The sequence below is a fragment of the Micromonospora sp. NPDC049275 genome, from assembly GCF_043197115.1.
In the GTDB taxonomy this organism is placed as follows: Bacteria; Actinomycetota; Actinomycetes; order Mycobacteriales; family Micromonosporaceae; genus Micromonospora.
This window is the reverse complement of record NZ_JBICSN010000001.1, coordinates 1,065,309-1,084,505: the sequence shown is the minus strand read 5'-3', so window position 1 is coordinate 1,084,505 and position 19,197 is coordinate 1,065,309. Positions and strand designations below refer to the sequence as shown.

General features: G+C 72.2%; 19 protein-coding genes. 14 read left to right on the top strand and 5 right to left on the bottom strand.

What is annotated here, in order from left to right; all coding sequences use genetic code 11:
- Positions 1-199 precede the first annotated feature (199 nt).
- The 3 genes from ACGFIE_RS05105 to ACGFIE_RS05095 all read right to left on the bottom strand — a co-directional run bounded on the left by ACGFIE_RS05105 (position 200) and on the right by ACGFIE_RS05095 (position 2,335).
- Positions 200-1,294, bottom strand: coding sequence for a PLP-dependent aminotransferase family protein (locus tag ACGFIE_RS05105; protein ID WP_363680635.1), 1,095 nt, complete (start codon positions 1,292-1,294; stop codon positions 200-202).
- Between the two features lie 106 nt (positions 1,295-1,400).
- Positions 1,401-1,859 (bottom strand): ester cyclase, encoded by a 459-nt coding sequence (locus ACGFIE_RS05100; protein WP_393291079.1) that lies wholly within the window; start codon positions 1,857-1,859, stop codon positions 1,401-1,403.
- Positions 1,860-1,942: 83 nt separating this feature from the next.
- Entirely contained in the window at positions 1,943-2,335 is a 393-nt protein-coding gene (locus tag ACGFIE_RS05095; RefSeq protein WP_363680639.1) for a CBS domain-containing protein, read from the bottom strand.
- Positions 2,336-2,526: 191 nt separating this feature from the next.
- Here ACGFIE_RS05095 and ACGFIE_RS05090 point away from each other — a divergent pair, with 191 nt between their 5' ends.
- The 4 genes from ACGFIE_RS05090 (at position 2,527) to ACGFIE_RS05075 (ending at position 5,863) form a co-directional block, all read left to right on the top strand.
- On the top strand, positions 2,527-3,291 hold the full coding sequence (locus ACGFIE_RS05090) for a hypothetical protein (protein WP_393291076.1): 765 nt from the start codon (positions 2,527-2,529) through the stop codon (positions 3,289-3,291).
- A gap of 88 nt (positions 3,292-3,379) precedes the next feature.
- Entirely contained in the window at positions 3,380-4,111 is a 732-nt protein-coding gene (locus ACGFIE_RS05085; protein ID WP_266247281.1) for a phosphocholine cytidylyltransferase family protein, read from the top strand.
- Positions 4,099-5,166 carry an iron-containing alcohol dehydrogenase family protein gene (locus ACGFIE_RS05080; protein WP_393291073.1) on the top strand — a complete coding sequence of 356 codons (1,068 nt, stop codon included), beginning with the start codon at positions 4,099-4,101 and terminating at the stop codon, positions 5,164-5,166. The genes ACGFIE_RS05085 and ACGFIE_RS05080 overlap by 13 nt, the downstream gene beginning before the upstream one ends.
- Entirely contained in the window at positions 5,141-5,863 is a 723-nt protein-coding gene (locus tag ACGFIE_RS05075; RefSeq protein WP_393291071.1) for a CDP-alcohol phosphatidyltransferase family protein, read from the top strand. Before ACGFIE_RS05080 ends, ACGFIE_RS05075 begins: the two co-directional genes overlap by 26 nt.
- A gap of 37 nt (positions 5,864-5,900) precedes the next feature.
- Here ACGFIE_RS05075 and ACGFIE_RS05070 read toward each other — a convergent pair whose 3' ends face one another.
- A complete protein-coding gene (locus ACGFIE_RS05070) occupies positions 5,901-7,157 on the bottom strand; it encodes a glycosyltransferase (protein ID WP_393291069.1) in 1,257 nt (418 codons plus the stop codon).
- Between the two features lie 24 nt (positions 7,158-7,181).
- Between ACGFIE_RS05070 and ACGFIE_RS05065 the strand changes: the two genes are divergently transcribed.
- The 5 genes from ACGFIE_RS05065 to ACGFIE_RS05045 all read left to right on the top strand — a co-directional run bounded on the left by ACGFIE_RS05065 (position 7,182) and on the right by ACGFIE_RS05045 (position 12,620).
- Positions 7,182-8,042 carry an Fpg/Nei family DNA glycosylase gene (locus ACGFIE_RS05065; protein ID WP_393291067.1) on the top strand — a complete coding sequence of 287 codons (861 nt, stop codon included), beginning with the start codon at positions 7,182-7,184 and terminating at the stop codon, positions 8,040-8,042.
- Between the two features lie 264 nt (positions 8,043-8,306).
- A complete protein-coding gene (locus ACGFIE_RS05060) occupies positions 8,307-9,878 on the top strand; it encodes a sugar transferase (RefSeq protein WP_393291308.1) in 1,572 nt (523 codons plus the stop codon).
- 32 nt (positions 9,879-9,910) lie between these two features.
- The gene (locus ACGFIE_RS05055) at positions 9,911-11,137 is read left to right on the top strand and encodes a sensor histidine kinase (protein WP_393291064.1); all 1,227 of its coding nucleotides are present in this window, start codon (positions 9,911-9,913) and stop codon (positions 11,135-11,137) included.
- Positions 11,131-11,892, top strand: a complete 762-nt coding sequence (locus ACGFIE_RS05050) for a LytTR family DNA-binding domain-containing protein (RefSeq protein ID WP_363681397.1) — start codon at positions 11,131-11,133, stop codon at positions 11,890-11,892. Before ACGFIE_RS05055 ends, ACGFIE_RS05050 begins: the two co-directional genes overlap by 7 nt.
- Before the next feature lie 65 nt (positions 11,893-11,957).
- Positions 11,958-12,620: a DUF5701 family protein gene (locus ACGFIE_RS05045; protein ID WP_393291062.1), complete on the top strand. Its 663-nt coding sequence runs from the start codon at positions 11,958-11,960 to the stop codon at positions 12,618-12,620.
- A 241-nt stretch (positions 12,621-12,861) separates the two neighbouring features.
- On the opposite strand, the gene ACGFIE_RS05040 is transcribed toward ACGFIE_RS05045, so the two are convergent.
- A complete protein-coding gene (locus ACGFIE_RS05040) occupies positions 12,862-13,413 on the bottom strand; it encodes a Uma2 family endonuclease (protein WP_393291061.1) in 552 nt (183 codons plus the stop codon).
- Between the two features lie 183 nt (positions 13,414-13,596).
- Between ACGFIE_RS05040 and ACGFIE_RS05035 the strand changes: the two genes are divergently transcribed.
- From ACGFIE_RS05035 to ACGFIE_RS05015, 5 genes are read left to right on the top strand one after another with little or no spacing between them, the layout of a single operon-like run.
- Positions 13,597-14,274: a response regulator transcription factor gene (locus tag ACGFIE_RS05035; RefSeq protein ID WP_393291058.1), complete on the top strand. Its 678-nt coding sequence runs from the start codon at positions 13,597-13,599 to the stop codon at positions 14,272-14,274.
- Positions 14,271-15,347 (top strand): sensor histidine kinase, encoded by a 1,077-nt coding sequence (locus tag ACGFIE_RS05030; RefSeq protein WP_393291055.1) that lies wholly within the window; start codon positions 14,271-14,273, stop codon positions 15,345-15,347. Before ACGFIE_RS05035 ends, ACGFIE_RS05030 begins: the two co-directional genes overlap by 4 nt.
- The gene (locus tag ACGFIE_RS05025) at positions 15,344-17,086 is read left to right on the top strand and encodes a DUF4153 domain-containing protein (RefSeq protein WP_393291054.1); all 1,743 of its coding nucleotides are present in this window, start codon (positions 15,344-15,346) and stop codon (positions 17,084-17,086) included. The genes ACGFIE_RS05030 and ACGFIE_RS05025 overlap by 4 nt, the downstream gene beginning before the upstream one ends.
- A 44-nt stretch (positions 17,087-17,130) precedes the next feature.
- Complete coding sequence (locus ACGFIE_RS05020; RefSeq protein WP_007453686.1) at positions 17,131-17,544, top strand: hypothetical protein; 414 nt, start codon at positions 17,131-17,133, stop codon at positions 17,542-17,544.
- 1 nt (position 17,545) lies between these two features.
- A complete protein-coding gene (locus ACGFIE_RS05015) occupies positions 17,546-19,186 on the top strand; it encodes a cation acetate symporter (RefSeq protein WP_393291053.1) in 1,641 nt (546 codons plus the stop codon).
- Positions 19,187-19,197: the final 11 nt, after the last annotated feature.

The window sequence follows — 19,197 nt, the reverse complement described above, 5'->3', positions numbered from 1 at the left end:
CGGGGGGTGAAGGACGACACGGCCCACCCGGCGCCCGTGGGGGCGGGGGTTGTGCTGCGCGCGTGGCCCGAGGTGGCGGCGGGGCGGTGAGCCCCGCTACACGCGACGGGTGACGCTCGCAGCATTGTGAGCCGCCGGCCGCCCGCTGGGGAGTCCCGGGACGGCCGGCATCGTCGTTCTGTCGGGAACCCGACAGAAATCAGCTCCGGATGGCCTCGACAGCCGCGGCGAGCCGGCGGACACCCTCGTCGATCTTGTCGGCCGTCACCGCCGAGAAGGCCAGGCGCAGGGCGTGCCGCCCACCGTCGAGAACGAAGTCGCTGCCCTTGACCACTGCGACCCCACGCTCGGCCGCAGCCGGGGCGAGCCGGTCCACCAGCACGTCCTCGGGGAACTCCACCCACAGGAAGTAGCCGCCGTCGGGCTCCACGAACCGGGCCTGCGGCAGGTGTTGGCGCAGTGACTCGGCCAGCACCCGGGCGCGCTCGCCCAGGGCCGCCCGGACGGTCTCGATCGAGCGGTCGATGTCGCCGGAGACGCAGAACTGGTGCACGATCGCCTGCGACACCATGCCGGGCGAGATGTAGAGACTCGTCGCGTTCTTGGCGATGTCGGCGATCAGATCCGCCGGCCCGACCAGGTAACCGACCCGTACGCCCGGGCAGACCGTCTTGGTGAAGCTCGACGCGTGCACGACCACGTTGCGAGTGTCCAGCGAGAGCATCGACGGCAGCGCCTCGCCACGGAAGCGGACGTCCGCGTACGGGTCGTCCTCGAAGATCGTGAACTCGTACTCGGCGGCCAGGTCGAGCAGCTCGCGGCGCTTCTCCAGCGACAGCGTCATGCCGGCCGGGTTCTGGTAGTTCGGGATGACGTGCGCGAGCCGGGGACGCACCCCGGACTCCAGCAGCTTGCGCAGTTCGGCGGTGTCCAGACCGTCCGGCTGGACCGCGACGCTGTGCAGCTCGCTGCCCATCCGCTGGAGGTTGAGCAGCGTGCGGTCGTACGTCGGACGCTCGACCACCACCGCGTCGCCGGGCCGGACCAGGTGGTCGAAGAGGAACGCGTCGGCCTGGAGCGAGCCATTGGTGACCAGCACCTGGTTGGCTTCCACCCCGTGCTTGTCGGCGATCCACTTCCGCAGCGGAAGGTAACCGACGGAGGTGCCGTACGCCGTGACGCCCGCGGGGTCGGCGTCGAAGGCGCGTACGGCGGCGGCCTTGAGCCCCTCGACATCGACGATGTCCAGCGAGGGCGCCCCACGGGCAAAGGAGATCAGCTGCTCGGCGGTCATGGACATTGAGCGTACGGGCGGCGGCGGGGAACGCGCGGACGGCACGGCGATGTCCGCATCCTGAGCCACCGGGACGGGTGAACCGAGCCGACCGGTCGACCCCAGATCAGACCGGAAGTGCGAGCGAGTCGTGCTGCGCCGCCCGGGAAAGGCCCTCCAACTGCACGCCGAGCGCGTCGAGGAGATGACTCCAGTCGAAGTAGGAGCGCCACGCGATGATCCGGCCACGGCGGGCCCGGACCACGTCGGCCACCTCCCAGCTCACCGAGCGGCCGGTAGGCGCGACGGTGCCGTACGGCGAGTGCAGCGTGCCGGTGTGGGTGCCGCTGAGGCGCAGCTCGACGGCCGCGCCACCGGACGTGCGGACCACGCCCAGCGGGTCGACCCGCAGGTCCGGGAATGCGCCAGTCCAGGTGCGCAGCAGCGCGGGCAGCTCGATGGGCCGGACCGTGACACCCGGCATGGCGTAGAACGCCTCCGGGGCGTACAGATCCGGCAGCCGGGCCACGTCCCGCCGCAGAAGCATCGCGTACTGCTGCTCGACCAGGCGCTCCGCGTCACGCATCGGGCCCTCCCTCACGGGCCACGGCACCTCCGTGCCCGCGAGGGATCCTTACCCGTCGATCCGGCCTCGCACACCTGCCCGGGTCAGGTCGCGGCGGCCACCTGACTCTCCGCCCAGACCCGCATGATGTCCCGCACCGAGATCACCCCGGCCACCTCCCCGCCGTCGAGCACCACCAGGTGCCGGAAGCCGCCCCGGGCCATCGCGGCGGCGGCCTCGGCCACCGTCCACTCCGGGCCCGCGTAGACCACGTCCCAGGTCAGGTGGGCACCGGTGCGTTCGGTGTCGCAGTCGAGGCCCGCGCCGATGGCCTTCAACACGTCGCGTTCGGTCATGATCCCCACGCCCTCGGACTCGGGATCGATCACTACCGCCGACCCGACACCGCGGGCCGACATCATCCGGGCCGCCTGACGCAGCGTGTGCTCCGGACCGACGACGAGGACCTGGCTGGACATCGCTTCCCGTACCTGCATCACACATCACCCCTTTGGGACGGTGGCATTCGGTACGGACATCGTCGTCTGTGGATGTTTCCGGGACAAGACCGGGCGTCGTCGCGATGTGGGCCCGCTCGCTACTGTCGAAGCGTGTCCACCGAGCCCCTGCGCTGCGCCGGCGCGCTGATCGTCGACCACGACGGCCTGGCCCTGCGGTCGATCGGTAGGTGAACACCGTCGAGCTGGCGCCGCACCGGATCGCCGGGCTGCTGGCCCCGGCCGTGGACCGGACGTTCCACGCCGGCATGCTCGCCGGCCGGCACGGCGGCGCGGCGGAGCTGGGTCAGCGGTACGGCGGCCCGGCCGCGACCGGCCTCCTGGTGGACCTGCGCACCCGGCTCGCCGCGCCGGGAGGCACTGTCGACGGGCCGGGCTTCGCGGCTGTCACCCGCCACGCCGACCCGGTCACGGTCCGCCGGGCCGTCGACAAACACATGGCGTACGGCATGCTCCACCGCCACCCGGACGGCACCCTCTCCGCCACCGAGCGGGGTGCCGCCTTCCTCGGCGAGCTGTACCAGGTGCACGCCGAGGTCACCGAGGAGTTGTGGGCCGGGCACGACGAACGGGTCACGCGGCTCGTGGCGGCGCTCGGCCGCCTGCTGACGTACGCCCTGGTGTTGACCGACGCCGACGACCGGGACGGATCGGCGTTCGCGGCGCTGGCGCCCCCGCACGAGCCGGACGGCACCCTGCCCGGCGTGCTGCTGCTCAACCGGCTCGGCACGCTGCGCCACCACCGGGCCGACGCGTACGCCGCCGCCTGGACCGCGGCCGGACACACCGCGTCGAGCGTCGCCACCCTGCCCTACGGCCCAGAGCGGCTGGCCATCGAGCTGGAGACCGACCGGCGGGCCGCCGGCCCGTACGCCGCGCTCGACGCGGAGGAGCGGCTGGAGATGCTCGCCGACCTGGCGGCGCTGCCCGGCTGACCCGGCTGACCCGGTTGGCCGGAGCGGCACGGCCGGCCGGCGCTATCCTCCACCGGTGACGGGGAGCAGGACGAGGGAGGATGTCGCGATGATCGGAATGGTGCTCGCGGCCGGAGCGGGACGACGGCTGCGCCCGTACACCGACACCCTGCCGAAGGCGTTGGTGCCGGTGGACGGCGAGACCACGATCCTGGACATCGCGCTCGGCAACCTGGCCGAGGTCGGGCTCACCGACATCGTGATCGTGGTGGGCTACGCGGCGGACGCGGTCCGCGAGCGGCAGGCCGACCTGGAGAAGAAGTACGGGGTCACGCTCACCCTGGTGCACAACGACAAGGCCGAGGAGTGGAACAACGCCTACTCGCTCTGGCTGGCCCGGGAGTACTTCGCGCGCGGGGTGCTGCTTGTCAACGGGGACACCGTGCACCCGGTGAGCATCGAGAAGACCCTGCTGGCCGAGCGCGGCCCGGGGATCCTGCTCGCGGTGGACACCCTCAAGCCGCTGGCCGAGGAGGAGATGAAGACCACCTTCGACGCCGCCGGCCAGCTCACCCGCATCACCAAGATCATGGATCCGGGCGAGGCGTACGGGGAGTACATCGGCGCGACCCTCATCGAGCCGCAGGTCGCCGACGCCCTCGCCGACGCGCTGGAGGCGACCTGGCGGCGGGACCCGAACCTCTACTACGAGGACGGCTACCAGGAGTTCGCCGACCGGGGCGGTGAGGTGCGGGCCGCGCCGATCGGTGACGTCCCCTGGGTCGAGGTCGACAACCACGCCGACCTGGCCCGCGCGCGGGAGATCGCGTGCCTCTACTAGCTCGGAGCGTCCTCACCCCGCTGCACATCGACGTGCGACGCGGGGCGGTCGCCGACCTCGCCGCGATCCTGGTCGACGGGCGGATCTCCTCCGGCGGGGACGTGGCGGTGGTGGTCGGTCCGGGTCAGGGCGCGCAGATCGCGGAGCTGATCCGACCGTCGCTGCGCTCGGCGGACGTGTTCACCGTCTCCGGCGGGACGCTGGACGCCGCCGACGACCTGGGCGGCAAACTCCGCACCCGGTCGTACGACGCGGTCGTGGGCATCGGCGGCGGCAAGACGATAGACGTCGCCAAGTACGCGGCGACCCGCCGAGGGCTGCCGATGGTGTCGGTGGCGACAAGCCTCGCCAACGACGGGATCGCCTCCCCGGTGGCCAGCCTGATCACCGACGGGATCAAGGGCTCCTACGGCGTGCACATCCCGATCGGGGTGATCGTCGACCTGGACTTCGTGGAGAGCGGTCCGGACCGGCACAACCGGGCCGGCATCGGCGACGTGATCAGCAACATCAGCGCGCTTGCCGACTGGGAACTGTCCCGGCGGGTACGCGGTGAGCCGGTGGACGGGCTGGCCGCCTCGCTGGCCCGGGCGGGCGCCGAAGCGGTGCTCAACCACCCCGGCGACATGAGCGACGACGCGTTCGTCACCGTGCTCGCCGAGGCACTGATCTCCAGCGGCCTCGCGATGGCGGTCTGCGGCACCAGCCGTCCGTCCAGCGGCGGCTGCCACGAGATCATGCACGCGGTCGACTCGCTCTTTCCGGGGACCGCCTCGCACGGCGAGCTGGCCGGGCTGGGGGCGCTGTTCTGCACCTGGCTGCGGGGGGACCTGCGCCGCTTCGGGGAGATGTCGGCCTGCCTGGCCCGGCACGGTCTGCCCCGGCTCCCCGCCGAGGTGGGCCTCACCGACGACCAGTTCGTGGAGGCGGTGCAGTTCGCGCCGCGTACCCGACCGGACCGGTACACGATCCTCGAGCACCTGGCCCTGTCGCCTACCGAGACGCGGGAGCGGCTGGCAGACTACGCCGGTGCAATCCGCGACCAGCTTGGCTGACCCCCGTCCCACAGTCGCCGACTTCCACCGGGTGAACCGGGGCGGCGGCCTGTTCAGCGAGTCGATCAGCCAGTGGCTGGGCGCCGTCTTCGCGCTCGTCGCCCAGCGGCTCGGGCTGCGCCCCACGGCGTTGACGATCACCAACCTGGTGCTCGGCCTGGCCACCTCGGTCACCGTGGTGGCGCTCGCCGGACCGGTAGCCGACGGGGACGTACCGGCCTGGATGGTCGGCCTGCTCGCCCTGGTCGGCTGGCAGGTCGCGTACTCCCTGGACTGCGCCGACGGGCAGCTCGCCCGGGTGACCGGCCAGGGCAGCGCGGCCGGGGCCCGGATCGACATCCTCTGCGACGTGGCCGCCCAGATCGCCCTGGTGGCCGCCCTGGCCGCCACCGCCGTGGCGCAGGAGCCGTCCACGCCGACCTGGCTGGTGGCGACCTTCGCCGGCACCTGGATGGTCAACCTGGTGACGTCGGTGATGCAGGCCGGCCCGAACGCGGCCAGCATGGTCACCTCGACCTCGCTGCCGGTACGCCTCGCGAAGCTGGTCCGCGACTACGGCGCGGTCGTCTTCGTGGCCGCCCTGGTGCTGGCCGTGGCCCCCGCCCTGGTCCTCTGGGTGCTTGTCGCGTTCACAGTCGTCAACGGCGGCTTCCTGCTGGCGAGCATCGCCTTCTCCGCCCGAGCCTCCCTGCGCTGACCCGCGCCCGCCCCGCCGACGCCAGGCGCGGGGTGGATCAGGTGTGGGTCATGCCCGCGTAGATGTCGATGAGCTGCTTGGTGACCACGTCGGGGTGGAACATCCGCTCGTAGCGGGCGCGGGCGGCCAGGGTCAGCCCGGCCGCGCCGGCCCGGGCCACCGGCAGGGCCGCCGCCAGCGCGGCCGGTTCCGGGGCCACCACCCAGCCGGCCTCGCCGAGGCCGATCCCGGTCGGCATGGCCGGCCCGCCACCCCCGGCGACCGCCGAGGCGGTCTCGGCCGGGCCGGTGCCGGCGGGCTCGTGCGGGGCGTCCGCTCCGACGAGGTACGGGATGCCGCCCAACGCGGTGCCGAGCACCGGCCGACCGCTGGCCAGCGCCTCGATGATCACCGTCGGCAGCACGTCGTGCCACATCGAGGCCGCGATCACCACGGCGCTCGCCTCGACCGCGGCGCGTACGCCGGCGCGGTCGAGCTGACCGAGGTAGACGACGTCTGGTCGCTCGGCGGCGGCGGCCTCCACCAGCGGGCGCAGCTCGCCGTCACCGGCCACACGCAGAGTGCCCAGGGTGCCCACCGGGTGCCGCCGCCAGGCGTCGAGCAGCAGGTCGACACCCTTCTCGGGCGACAGCCGGGCCATGTAGAGGAAGCCGTCACCCAGCGGCGCCGGCCGACCCGGATCGGGTACGGCATTCGGCTTCACGACGATCCGATCGCCCGGAATGCCGTAGTCGCGCAGGTGATCGGCGATGGCCGTGGTGAGCGCGATGTAGCGGTCCACCGAGCGCCAGGTGCCCCGGTGCACGGCCAGGGTGGTCGCCATCAGCGCGCTCTGCGCCGCCGAGTCGCGGTAGCAGCGGTGCTTGATCGCCGGCACGCCCAGCGCCCGACCCTTGCAGTCCTGGCAGATCACCCCGTCGCGGAAGTAGATCCCCGACGAGCAGACCTGCCGGTAGTTGTGCACCGTCTGCACCACAGGCACGCCGTGCCGGTGCGCGGTCCGCACCACCCAGGGCGAAATCAGGGGGTACGGGTTGTGCAGGTGCAGGACGTCCGGTCGGTGCTCGGTGAGCAGCCGGCCCAGGTCCTGCTGGGCGCGTGGCGCCCAGATCGGCGAGATCGGCAGCAGCGCCTTGGCCGCCTTCGACATCGACGGGATCTCGTCCGAGCTGCGGATGAAGGGCAGCACGTCGACGCCGGCAGTGGTGAGCTGAGCGATCTCCGAGTCGACGATCGTGTTCTCGCCGGAGGGCTGAGCTTCCCGGTACCGGTTGTGCGCCACCACGATTCTCACGGGAAAGAAGGCTACCGTTGACTGGTGCCCGAACTACCGGAGGTTGAGGCGCTCGCGGGTTACCTGCGGCAGCGCGCGGTGGGGCGGCGTGTCGACCGGCTGGAGATCGCCGCGATCAGCGCCCTGAAGACGTACGACCCGGCACCCGCCGCGGTCGCCGGCCGGGCGGTGGTCGACGCCCGGCGGCACGGCAAGTTCCTCGACGTGGTCGTCGAGGGTGATCTGCATCTCGTGGTGCACCTGGCCCGGGCGGGCTGGCTGCACTACCGGGAGGCGTTTGGTTCCACCACGCCGCTGCGGCCCGGCAAGGGTCCGATCGCGGTACGCGTCCGCCTCGACGACGGCTCGGGCTTCGACCTCACCGAGGCCGGCACCCAGAAGAAGCTGGCCGCGTACCTGGTCGCCGACCCGGCGGCGGTCCCCGGGGTGGCCAAGCTGGGCCCGGACGCATTCGCCGCCGACCTGCCCACCTTCGTCGAGCGTCTGCGCAGTCGGCGCGGGCAGGTCAAGGGGGTGTTGACCGACCAGTCGGTGCTGTCCGGGGTGGGCAACGCGTACTCCGACGAGATCCTGCACGCCGCGAAGCTGTCCCCGTTCGCGATCACCGATCGGCTCACGGACGCCCAGCTCGCCACCCTGCACGCGGCGACGCGGCAGGTGCTCGGTGACGCGGTCGAGCGGTCCCTCGGCCAGCGTGCCGCCGAGCTGAAGGGTGAGAAGCGGTCCGGGTTGAAGGTGCACGCCCGCACCGGGCTGCCCTGCCCGGTCTGCGGGGACACCGTGCGCGAGGTGTCGTTCGCCGATTCGAGCCTTCAGTACTGCGCGACGTGCCAGACGGGCGGCAAGCCGCTCGCTGACCGACGGTTGTCGCGACTTGTACGGTGAGTAATTGCACTCGGCGACTACGGAGCGGAATCAGCCAGAGTAAGCCGAAGCTCCCGTCCACCGTTCTCGCCACACGCGCATCCATCGGTATAGTGGCCCGGTCCCCGGCTTCTGAAATGGTGCGGAGCCGGCCAGATCCCTCCGGCACCATCGGTCGCCAATCTCCTTCGGGGCGACGACCGGTCGGAGCCCGCGTGGGAGACTGGGACGGTGGGCGACCCGGGCCCTCACTCCGAGTGAGCGGCCCGTGTCATGCGGGAGGACATGGGTGAGGTGACGGCAAGCCTCCAGCGCCCGGTATCCAACGAAGGCCGGAGCAGACTCGTGCGGCACGTCGACAGCTTCGAGATCCAGCCGCCGACGCCGCCGTCGCACAACGGCGTCCCTCGGTCGGCGTGGGCCAGGGCGCGACGCCGTGTCTCCCGCTGGCACCGCCCCTATACGGCGATCCTGCTCGTGCACGACTTCGGGGCGGCGGCGTTCGCCAGTTGGATCGCGATCCAACTGTTCGACCAGGCCACCTCGGGCTTCTCCGGCTCGCACACCGACCTCACCTGGTTCCACACGATCTCCTACCTGCTCCTCCCACTCGGCTGGGTGGTCATCCTCTGGAGCAACCGGGCGTACGACCGGCGCTACCTGGGGTTGGGGCCGGACGAGTTCAAGCGGGTGATCCGGGGCGCGGTGACGGTCACCGCCAGTGTCTCGTTCCTGGCCTTCTCCACCAAGACGGCGCCGTCGCGTTGGACTGTCGGCACGGCGCTGCTCGGAGGGCTGCTGCTGATCCTCTGGGGTCGGTTCGTGGCCCGTTGGGCGCTGCACTACATCCGCCGACGCGCTGGCCAGGCCGCGCACCGGATGGTGCTGGTGGGCACCCTGCCGGAGTGCCTGGAGGTCTACGCGGCGGTCACCCGCAGCCCGAATGCCGGGTTGATACCTGTCGCGATCCACATCACCGACGGGTACGCGGCGGCCCGTGGAGTGCCGACCCCGGTACCGGTGCACGCCGGCCGCGACGTCCTGGCGCTGGTCCGCGAGGTCGGTGGGGACACCATCGCGGTCTGCGGGTCGGCCAGCGCGGAGCCGGGCGAGCTGCGCCGGCTGGCCTGGCAGCTCGAAGGCTCCGGCGTCGACCTGGTGGTCGCCCCGCAGTTGACCGACATCGCCGGCCCCCGGGTGCACATCCGTCCGATCGAGGGCCTGCCGCTGCTGTACGTCGAGGAGCCCACCCTCTCCGGGCCGGCGCTGCTCGCCAAGAACCTGATGGACCGGGTCGCCGCCGGCCTCGGCCTCCTGCTGCTGGTCCCGCTCTTCCTCGCCATCGCCGTGGCGATCCGGATCTCCGACCCCGGGCCGGTCTTCTTCCGCCAGCCCCGGGTGGGCCACGAGGGGCGCACCTTCCGGGTGTGGAAGTTCCGGACCATGTACGTCGACGCCGAGGACCGGCTGGCCAGCCTCACCGACCAGAACGAGACCGACGGCATGCTGTTCAAGATGAAGGAGGACCCTCGGGTCTTCCCGGTGGGTCGCTTCCTGCGGGCCTCCTCGCTGGACGAGCTGCCACAGTTGATCAACGTGCTCTGGGGTGAGATGTCGCTGGTCGGGCCACGCCCGCTGCCCGCCGACGACGGTGACTTCCTCGGTGACGTGCGCCGCCGGCTGCTGGTCCGCCCCGGCATGACCGGCCTCTGGCAGGTCTCCGGCCGCTCCGACCTGTCCTGGGACGAGGCGGTCCGACTGGACCTCTACTACGTCGACAACTGGTCGCTGGCGTACGACCTGAGCATCCTCTGGCGCACCGTCGGGGTCGTGCTCGCCCGCAAGGGCGCGTACTAGCGCGAAGGGCCACGAGCCGTCAGGATCGCTGCGTGGGTGGCAACCTCTCCGCCGTCGTCGGCGTCGTCTCGCTGGTCACCGCGCTGACCGCGGCCCTACTGGCGGTGCTGCGGCTGCGCGCCCGGCGCGGCATCGCCACCGCCACCCAACGGGCCACCTACGAGGTGCTGCACACCGCCGGGCTTGCCGCCGAGCCGCTGCGGGCGGGGCTGAGCGCGGCGGGCGCGGCGAAGGCCGTACGCCATCTGCGAGCCCTGGTGGGTGCGGCCGGGCTGGCGCTCACCGACGCCGACCAGGTGCTCGCCCTGGACGGGCGTGGCACGCACCACGGCGAGCAACTGCTCGCGGCCGCCCAGCGGTCGGTGGCGACCGGGCGTTCGAGTGTGCTCGGCGAGTCCGAGCTGCACTGCGACCGCGTCGACTGCCCGGTCCGGGGTGCGGTGGTCGCGCCACTGCACGGCGCGGACGCCCGGGTGGTCGGGGCACTGGTGGCGATCGCCGACAGCGCGCCGGCGCCCGGGCTGGTGCAGGCCACCCTGGAGACGGCGCACTGGGCGGGCAACCAGCTCGCCCTGGCCGAGCTGGACTCGTCGCGGGAGCGGCTGGCGCGGGCGGAGATCCGGGCGTTGCGGGCGCAGATCAGCCCGCACTTCATCTACAACGCGTTGACCGCGATCGGTTCGTTCGTCCGCACCGACCCGGAGCGGGCCCGGGAGTTGATCCTGGAGTTCGCGGAGTTCACCAGGTACTCCTTCCGGGCGCACGGGGAGTTCACCACGCTGGCCGAGGAGCTGCGGTCGATCGACAGGTACCTGACGATCGAGCGGGCCCGGTTCGGCGACCGGTTGCAGGTACGGCTGCAGATCGCCCCCGAGGTGCTGCCGGTGACGCTCCCCTTCCTCTGCCTTCAGCCGCTGGTGGAGAACGCGGTCCGCCACGGGTTGTCCCGCAAGCCGGGCACGGGCATGGTGAGCATCGAGGCCCGGGACGCGGGCGCCGAATGCCACATCACGGTGGAGGACGACGGGGTGGGAATGGATCCGACCACGCTGACCGCCGGCATCGCCGAGCTGGCCCGCGGCACCGGTGACCCGGGGGACGACCAGGGCCAGCACGTCGGCCTCTCCAACGTCGACGAGCGGCTGCGGTCGGTCTTCGGGGACCGCTTCGGCCTGGTCGTCGAGACCGGGCTCGGCTCGGGCACCAGGGTGAGCGTGCGGGTGCCGAAGTTCCACCCGGGCGTACGGGCCGGATCGTGACCACCGGTTTCCTCCGCGTACTGGCCGTGGACGACGAGCCGCCCGCGCTCGACGAGTTGGCGTACCACCTGCGGGCCGACCCCCGGGTGGCCCGCCTGCACACCGCCGGGGACGCCACCGAGGCGCTGCGGTTGCTGCGCGACGGCGACGTGGACGTGGTCTTCCTGGACATCCGGATGCCCGGCCTGGACGGCATGGAGCTGGCCCGGGTGCTGCGCCGGTTCGCCCGGCCGCCCGCGATCGTGTTCGTCACCGCCTACGACGACGGCGCGGTGGACGCGTTCGACCTGGGCGCCACGGACTACGTGCGCAAACCGGTACGTGCCGAACGGCTGGCCGAGTCGCTGCGGCGGGTGATCGGTTCGCGGGTGGTGCCGTCGCATCCGGCGGCGGTGGCCCGGGCGGAGGAGGACCCGACCATCCCGATCGAGTTGGCCGGTACGACCCGGATGCTGCCCCGCTCGGCGGTGCGCTGGGTGGAGGCGCAGGGGGACTACGCCCGGTTGCACACCGCCGAGGGGTCGCACCTGGTGCGGGTCTCGTTGGCCACGCTCGCGGAGCGGTGGGCGGATGCCGGTTTCGTGCGGGTGCACCGGTCGTACCTGGTGCAGTTGAAGTTGATCGCGGAGCTGCGCCTGGTGAACTCCGGGTACGTGGTGGTGGTCGACTCCACCGAGCTGCCGGTGAGCCGGCGGCACACGCGGGAGTTGAAGGACAAGCTGGTCCGGGCCGCGAAACAGGATTGGAGTCGCTGAGGCGGGATTGCCCTCCACTCTCCCGTACGTTGTACGATAGTCCATACGACTATCGGGAGGCCGCCGTGCACGAGACTCCGTTCGACGCCGGGACCGAGTTCGACCGCCAACTCGACCACCTGGTCCGACTGGGCTATCCGGCCCTGGCCGGGATGCCCGAGAGCACCTTCCGCGACCTGGTCGCACCGCTGCGGGCCCACGCGGTCGACCGCGCCGCCGGCCTGTCCGCACCCACCGACGCCCGGGTGCCGTTCCTGCTGGTCATCACGCGGGACCTGATCGGGGTGGAGCCCCGGCTCACACTCACCACGCTGGCCGGCAAGAACAAGCCCGGCTTCCTCGACCGGCACTACGCCGAGGACGACCTGCCGCGCTTCGACCCGATCAAGGAACTGGAGGTGCCCGCCGGGCCGGCGTACCTCCTCTTCGACGTCGACCGCGGCGAGGAGTTCCGCAACCTCGCCCCCGCCACGGCGATGGAGGGCATGACCGCACAGGACCGGCTTCCACTCACCATCGACGAGGGGCTCGCCCTCATCACGCTCCACCCGGCCGCGCTGGCCAGCAACAGGTGCTTCTCCCTGGTCGGCTCCCGCTGTGGTGACAAGCGGGTGCCGGCCCTGTGGATCAGCCAGGGCGCGCCGAAGTTGGGCTGGTGCTGGTACGGCAATCCGCACACCTGGCTCGGCTCCGCCTCGGCCCATCCGGTACGCGCCGGCCTGGACTGACCGCTGCCGGTCCACCGGGGACAGTCGTCCGGTCGGGCAGTTCCACAGCCGTCGTTGCTGAGTCGACGTCTCGGTGCCGACCGGTCACCCAGGCGTCGGAGTTCAGGACGCCAGCACCGACGAGCACGGCGTCTACACCCTTGAGCGGCTCGGCCCGTACACCGTGCCGACCAGCTGACGGGTCGACGTAGCGGGGCCGGTGGCGCTGCCACCGGCCCCGTGCCATGCCCGCCGGTACCGGTCAGAAGATGTCGGCCAACGGCAGGACCAGGGGGAACGGCTCGTCGGCGCGGTAGATCTCGCCGACCGGAAGGAGCGCCTGTTCGCGGTAGCCGCCCGGGGTGTTCGCGAGCACCGTCAACGTCTGTTTCCGGGGCTCCACCAGCCAGTAGAGGCCGATGCCCGCGGCCGCGTACTCGTGGCGTTTGAGCACCAGGTCACGGCCGGCGTTGCTCGGCGAGATCACCTCGACGACGAGGAGCACGTCGCGCGGGTCGAGCGCGGCGCCGCCGCTGGCCAGCGCCCTCTCCCGAGCGACGAAGAGATCCGGCACGAAGTACGAGGAGTGCTTGGCGCTCACCCCGATGTCCTGACCGACGAGCAGGCCTGCGGGGGCCTGCCGATCGAGGATCCGACGGAGGCGGTTCGCGACCGCGCCGTGGAAGACGTCCGCACGGGGGGACACGAGCAGGCTCCCGTCGAAGATCTCGTAAACCTGGTCGTCCTCGGGAAGAGCCTGGAGGTCGTCCACCGTCCAGGCGTCGCCCCAGCCGGGCCGGGCAGGGTTGGTCACCGTCACACCTCCTCTCTACCGGACCACCCTGACAGCTTGCTCGGTCGTCCACAACGAGGCTCGGAGGTTCACCGAGGCCAGCAGTCGTGGCCGTCGGGTTATCCACAGGGGTGAACCGTTCTCCACAGGTTATTCACAATGCCACCCACTGATCTCCACGGTGGCTCCCTACAGTCAGACCCCATGAAGGAACGCCGGGTCCTGGTCGTCGAGGACGAACGCACCATCGCCGAGTCGGTCGCCGCCCGACTCCGCGCCGAAGGTTTCGCCGTGGAGATCGCCACGGACGGCCCCAGCGCGGTCGAGCGATTCCGGATCGGACAACCGGACCTCGTCGTCCTCGACGTGATGCTGCCCGGCTTCGACGGCCTGGAGGTGTGCCGGCGGATCCAGGCGGTCCGGCCGGTGCCGGTGCTGATGCTCACGGCCCGTGACGACGAGACCGATCTGCTGGTCGGGCTCGCCGTCGGCGCGGACGACTACCTCACCAAGCCCTTCTCGATGCGGGAGCTGGCCGCCCGCGTACACGTGCTGCTGCGCCGGATGGAACGAGCCGCGACCCCCGCGCCACCCGCCATCCGCCTCGGCGACATCGAGATCAACGAGGCGGAACGGCGGGTTCGGCGCTCCGGCGCGGACGTGCACCTCACCCCCACCGAGTTCGACCTCCTGATCCACCTCGCCGGACGGCCCCGCACGGTGCTGCCCCGGGAGCGGCTGCTCGCCGACGTCTGGGGCTGGGCCGAGGGCACCGGCACCCGCACCGTGGACAGCCACGTCAAGGCCCTGCGACGCAAGCTCGGCGCCGATCTCATTCGGACCGTGCACGGCGTCGGGTACGCCCTGGAGGTACCCGCGTGACCACCTACCGACTGGTGGACTGGCTGGACCGGGTGCTGCCCCGCCCGTTGGACCCCGTCCGCTCGATCAAGATGAAGCTCGGTGTCCTGCTGGTCGCCTCCTGGGCCGTGGCCATCGGCTACTTCTGGTACGGCATCGGTTGGCTCCCGCCGGGCACGGCGATCACCGTCATCTGCATCGCGCTTGTCACCTCGCAGGTGCTCGCCCACGGGATGACCTCACCGCTGCGCGAGATGACGGCGGCCGCCGGGGCGATGGCCCGCGGCGACTACACCCGTCGGGTACGCGCCACCTCCCGCGACGAGGTGGGTGAGCTGGCCCAGGCGTTCAACAAGATGGCCGAGGACCTGCACGCGGCGGACCAGCGCCGACGCGAACTGATCGCCAACGTCTCCCACGAACTGCGGACGCCGATCACCGCGTTGCAGGGCGTACTGGAGAACATGGTGGACGGCGTGGCCGAGCCGGAGCCCGCGGCCCTGCGCGCGGCGCTGTCCCAGACCGAACGGCTCGGGCATCTCGTCGCCGACCTGCTCGACCTGTCCCGTCTCGACGCCGGGGTGGTGCCGCTGCGTCGGGTCCGCATCGACGTCGCGGACTTCCTGGACGAGGCGGTCGAGCATGCCACCGCCAGCGCCGCCGGGGCGGGGCTGGACGTGGACTTCCAGCTCCGTGACCTCGCGGCGCCGCTGACCGTACGCGCGGACCCGTGGCGGCTGCACCAGGTGTTCGCGAACCTGCTGGACAACGCGGCGCGGCACAGCCCACCAGGCGGCACGGTCCGGCTGAGCGCCGAGGAACACGGCGGCGAACTCCGCTTCGAGGTGAGCGACGAGGGTCAGGGCATCCCGACTGCCGAGCGTTCCCGGGTGTTCGAGCGGTTCACCCGCGGCGATCGGGCGGCCGGTGGTGGTACCGGCCTGGGCCTGGCCATCGCCCGCTGGGTCGTCGAACTCCACGGCGGTCAGATCGGGGTCCTCGACCCGGTCGCAGCTCCCAGGAACTCCCAGCCCGGCTGCCGCATCAGGGTCACCATCCCGAGTAACGGGCCACACCGAGAAGAGGCCGCATGACCAGCCCCGGCAGCATGTCCGCACCGGCGACGGGACCGGCCGGACCGCAGCCCACCCCGCCCGGCCAGGCCGGTCAGCCCCGGCCCGGTCCCGGCCCGACGCTCCCGCCGACGGCCGGCCAGCCGCACCCGTGGCCGTCCCAGTCCGTACCACCTCGGCCACCGTCGCTACTTGCACAGCGCTGGCCGGGGCCCACCGGCAGCCCTCATCCGCTGCTCCTGGGCGTGCTGAGCGCGGCGGCGGTCGTCGGCGCCTCGGCGCTGTCGGTGGTCCGTCCCGGACTGGGCTGGCTGGTCGCCGCGCTGGCGGCCACCGCCGCGCTCGCCACCGCCGGTGTCGTCCGGTCCGGCACCTCGTCCCCCGCGGCTGACCTGACCGAACGCACCGCACCCGCCGCGCCGACCCCGACCGCTGCGCCGGCTCCGCCGGAGGCCGCGACCACCGTTCGTCCCGGTGCCACGGGGGCACCGGGGCGGGCGGCCCAGGTCGTCTGGGCTGCCGCTACCGTCGCACTGGTCGCCGTCGGCACGGTCCGGGCCGCAGGGTGGCTCTTCGTCCTCTGCCTGCTCGCCGCCGCGGTCACCGCGACGCTCGCGGTGACCGGTGGGCGGACCCCGCTCGGGATGCTGCTGGCCGCGACGCTGCCGCCGGCCGCGACGGTCCGAGCGCTCCCCTGGGCGGTACGCGGGCTGCACCGCACCCGCTCGTCCGGTCCCCGGATCGGGCGGATCGTGACCAGCCTCGCGATCTCGGTCGGTCTTCTGACGCTGTTCGGCCTGCTGTTTGCCTCCGCCGACGCGGTCTTCGCCGACCTCCTGGCGGGTCTCCTGCCGGACATCTCGCCGAACGGTGTGATCGGCTGGTCGGTACGCCTGGGACTGATCGGCCTGGGCCTGCTCGGCGGCGCGTACCTGATCAGCCGGCCGCCCGATCTGGACAGCCTGCGGGCGAAGCCGGGCCGGCCGGTGCACCGGTTGGAGTGGGCCCTGCCGCTGGTGCTGCTCGACGCCCTGTTCGCGGCCTTCGTGCTGGTGCAGTTGACCGTGTTCTTCGGCGGCGCGGGGCACGTGTTGCGCACGGCCGGGCTCACCTACGCCGAGTACGCCCGGGGTGGGTTCTGGCAACTGCTCGCCGTCACCGCGCTCACCCTGCTGGTGATCGCGGTGGCGGCCCGCCGGGCGCCGAAGGCCACCCGGGCCGACCGGTTGCTGGTCCGGGCACTGCTCGGTGTGCTCACGGCACTCAGCCTGGTCGTCGTCGCCTCGTCGCTCTACCGCATGCAGGTCTACTCCGACGCGTACGGGGCGACGCGCCTGCGGCTCTTCGTGGCGACCGTCGAGCTGTCGCTCGGAGTGCTCTTCGTCCTGGTCGGCGTGGCCGTGGCGCGGCTCCGGGCCGACTGGCTGCCCCGACTGGTGATCGGCACCGCGGTGCTGGCGCTGCTGGGGTTGGCAGTGGTCAACCCGGACCGGCTGATCGCGGACCGGAACGTCGACAGGTACCTCGACAGCGGCCGCCTCGACATCACCTACCTCTCCGGGCTGTCGGCCGACGCCGTACCGGCCCTGGCCCGGCTGCCCGAGCCGATGCGGACGTGCGCGCTTCGGGAGATCGCCTTCGAGCTGCCCGAGGACGGCTTCTGGGCGATGAACCTCGGCCGGGAACGTGCCTGGTCGGTCCTGCGCGAGACCCGGGTGACCAGCAGCACGACGGACTGCGTCGCGCAGGTGCGCTGGTGAGCGGGAACGCTTGACAATCGCGCTGGGCGGGCAAGACTGCCGGGGTGGCCGAGCAACTGTCTGACGTGGGGTCGGGCGCTGCGGTACCGCCGCCCCGGCGGGCCCGGATCGTGTTGGCCGACATCACCCGGAGGGACACCCGCTCCGAGCGGACCCGCGCCGAGCTGGCCCAGCAGACCCAGGTCGGCGAGGCGCTGGTCCGCGGCCTGGTCCGGGCGCAGCTCGCGTTGGCGTTGCGGTTGTCGCTGGTGGTCGTCATCGGGCTGGGCGGACTGCCCTGGTTGTTCGCCATCGCACCGTCGCTCGGTCGGACCACGGTGGCCGGCGTCAACCTGCCCTGGCTGCTGCTCGGACTGGTCTCGTTCCCGTTCCTGATCGCGGTGGGCTGGGCGTACGTGCGGCTGGCCGAGCGTAACGAGCAGGACTTCACCGACCTGGTGCAGCGGCCGGAGCGCTGACGTGGGCAACGACTGGGTGGTTCCGGCCATCGTCGCGGTCACCCTGGTCACCGTGGGGATCGGCTTCTACGGGCTGCGGCTGGCGCGGACCACGTCCGACTTCCTGGTGGCGTCGCGGGCGATCAGTCCGACCTGGAACGCCGCGGCCATCGGCGGGGAGTACCTGTCCGCCGCGAGCTTCCTCGGCATCGCCGGCCTGGTCCTCAAGTACGGCGTGGACGTCCTCTGGTATCCGGTCGGATTCGCCGCCGGCTACCTGGCCCTGCTGCTGTTCGTGGCCGCGCCGCTGCGCCGCTCCGGCGCGTTCACGCTGCCCGACTTCTGCGAGCTGCGGCTGGGGTCCCGCCGCCTGCGCATCCTCGCCACGGCTTTTGTGATCTTCATCGGCTGGCTCTATCTGGTGCCGCAGTTGCAGGGCGCCGGGCTCACGCTGGCCACGGTGGCCGGCTCCCCGTACCCCGTGGGTGCCCTTCTGGTGGCCGCGGTGGTGACCGCGAACGTGGCGCTCGGCGGGATGCGGGCGATCACCTTCGTCCAGGCGTTCCAGTACTGGCTCAAGTTGACGGCTCTCGCCGTACCGGTGATCTTCCTGGCGTTGCAGTGGCAGGCCGACGGCCGCCCGGCGGTGACGCCGCCCGACGGGCCGACGTTCCGGGCCGCGACCACAGTCGTGGTCGAGCACCGCGCGACAGTCACCCTGCCCGACGGTGACATCCGAGAGGTACGCCCCGGCGACAAGCTGTCCTTCGCCGCCGGTGACCCGGTGCCGGAGGTGTCCGGGGTGGCCACCGACGCGGGGGACTGGTTGCTGCCCAGCGCGGCCGGCGACGACGATCGGGGGCTGTTCGGGACGTACTCGCTGATCCTGGCCACGTTCCTCGGGACGATGGGCCTGCCGCACGTGCTGGTCCGCTTCTACACAAACCCCGACGGCGCGGCGGCACGCCGGACGACACTTGTGGTGCTGGCCCTGGTCGGCGTCTTCTACCTGCTGCCCACCCTGTACGGCGTGTTGGGTCGGATCTACACACCGCAACTGCTCGTCAGCGGGCAGACCGACGCGGTGGTGGTGCTGCTGCCGGGCGCGGCCCTCGGCGACGGACTGGTCGGGCGGCTGCTCGCCGCGCTGGTCGCGGCGGGGGCGTTCGCAGCGTTCCTCTCCACCTCGTCGGGGCTGCTGACAAGCGTCGCCGGGGTCATCTCGACGGATGTGCTCGGCCGGGGCTCGGTGCGTGGCTTCCGGCTGGCCACCCTCATCGCCGGGGGTGTGCCGACGGTGCTGGCCCTGCACGTCTCCGGGTTGGACGTCTCACAGGTGGTCGGGTTGGCCTTCGCGGTCGCCGCGTCGAGCTTCTGCCCGCTGCTGGTGCTCGGCATCTGGTGGCGCGGGCTGACCGACCTGGGCGCCGCCGCCGGTGTGCTGGCCGGCGGCGGGGCGGCGATCGGCGCGGTGCTGGTGACCGTGCTCGGCCCGCCGCTGTCCGGCTGGCCGGCCACGCTCATCGCGCAGCCGGCCGCCTGGACGGTGCCCCTTGCCTTCACGGTGATGGTCGCCGTGTCCATCGCCACCCGCCGACGGGCGCCGGCCGACGTCGCCGCCATCATGCTGCGCCTGCACACCCCCGAAGCGCTACGCCTCTGAGCCAGCGCCGT

Coding starts and splice junctions, on each gene's coding strand:
- ACGFIE_RS05105 (WP_363680635.1), bottom strand. CDS start 1,294: ATGACCGCCGAGCAGCTGATCTCCTTTGCCCGTGGGGCGCCCTCGCTG.
- ACGFIE_RS05100 (WP_393291079.1), bottom strand. CDS start 1,859: ATGCGTGACGCGGAGCGCCTGGTCGAGCAGCAGTACGCGATGCTTCTG.
- ACGFIE_RS05095 (WP_363680639.1), bottom strand. CDS start 2,335: ATGCAGGTACGGGAAGCGATGTCCAGCCAGGTCCTCGTCGTCGGTCCG.
- ACGFIE_RS05085 (WP_266247281.1), top strand. CDS start 3,380: ATGATCGGAATGGTGCTCGCGGCCGGAGCGGGACGACGGCTGCGCCCG.
- ACGFIE_RS05060 (WP_393291308.1), top strand. CDS start 8,307: ATGGGTGAGGTGACGGCAAGCCTCCAGCGCCCGGTATCCAACGAAGGC.
- ACGFIE_RS05035 (WP_393291058.1), top strand. CDS start 13,597: ATGAAGGAACGCCGGGTCCTGGTCGTCGAGGACGAACGCACCATCGCC.
- ACGFIE_RS05025 (WP_393291054.1), top strand. CDS start 15,344: ATGACCAGCCCCGGCAGCATGTCCGCACCGGCGACGGGACCGGCCGGA.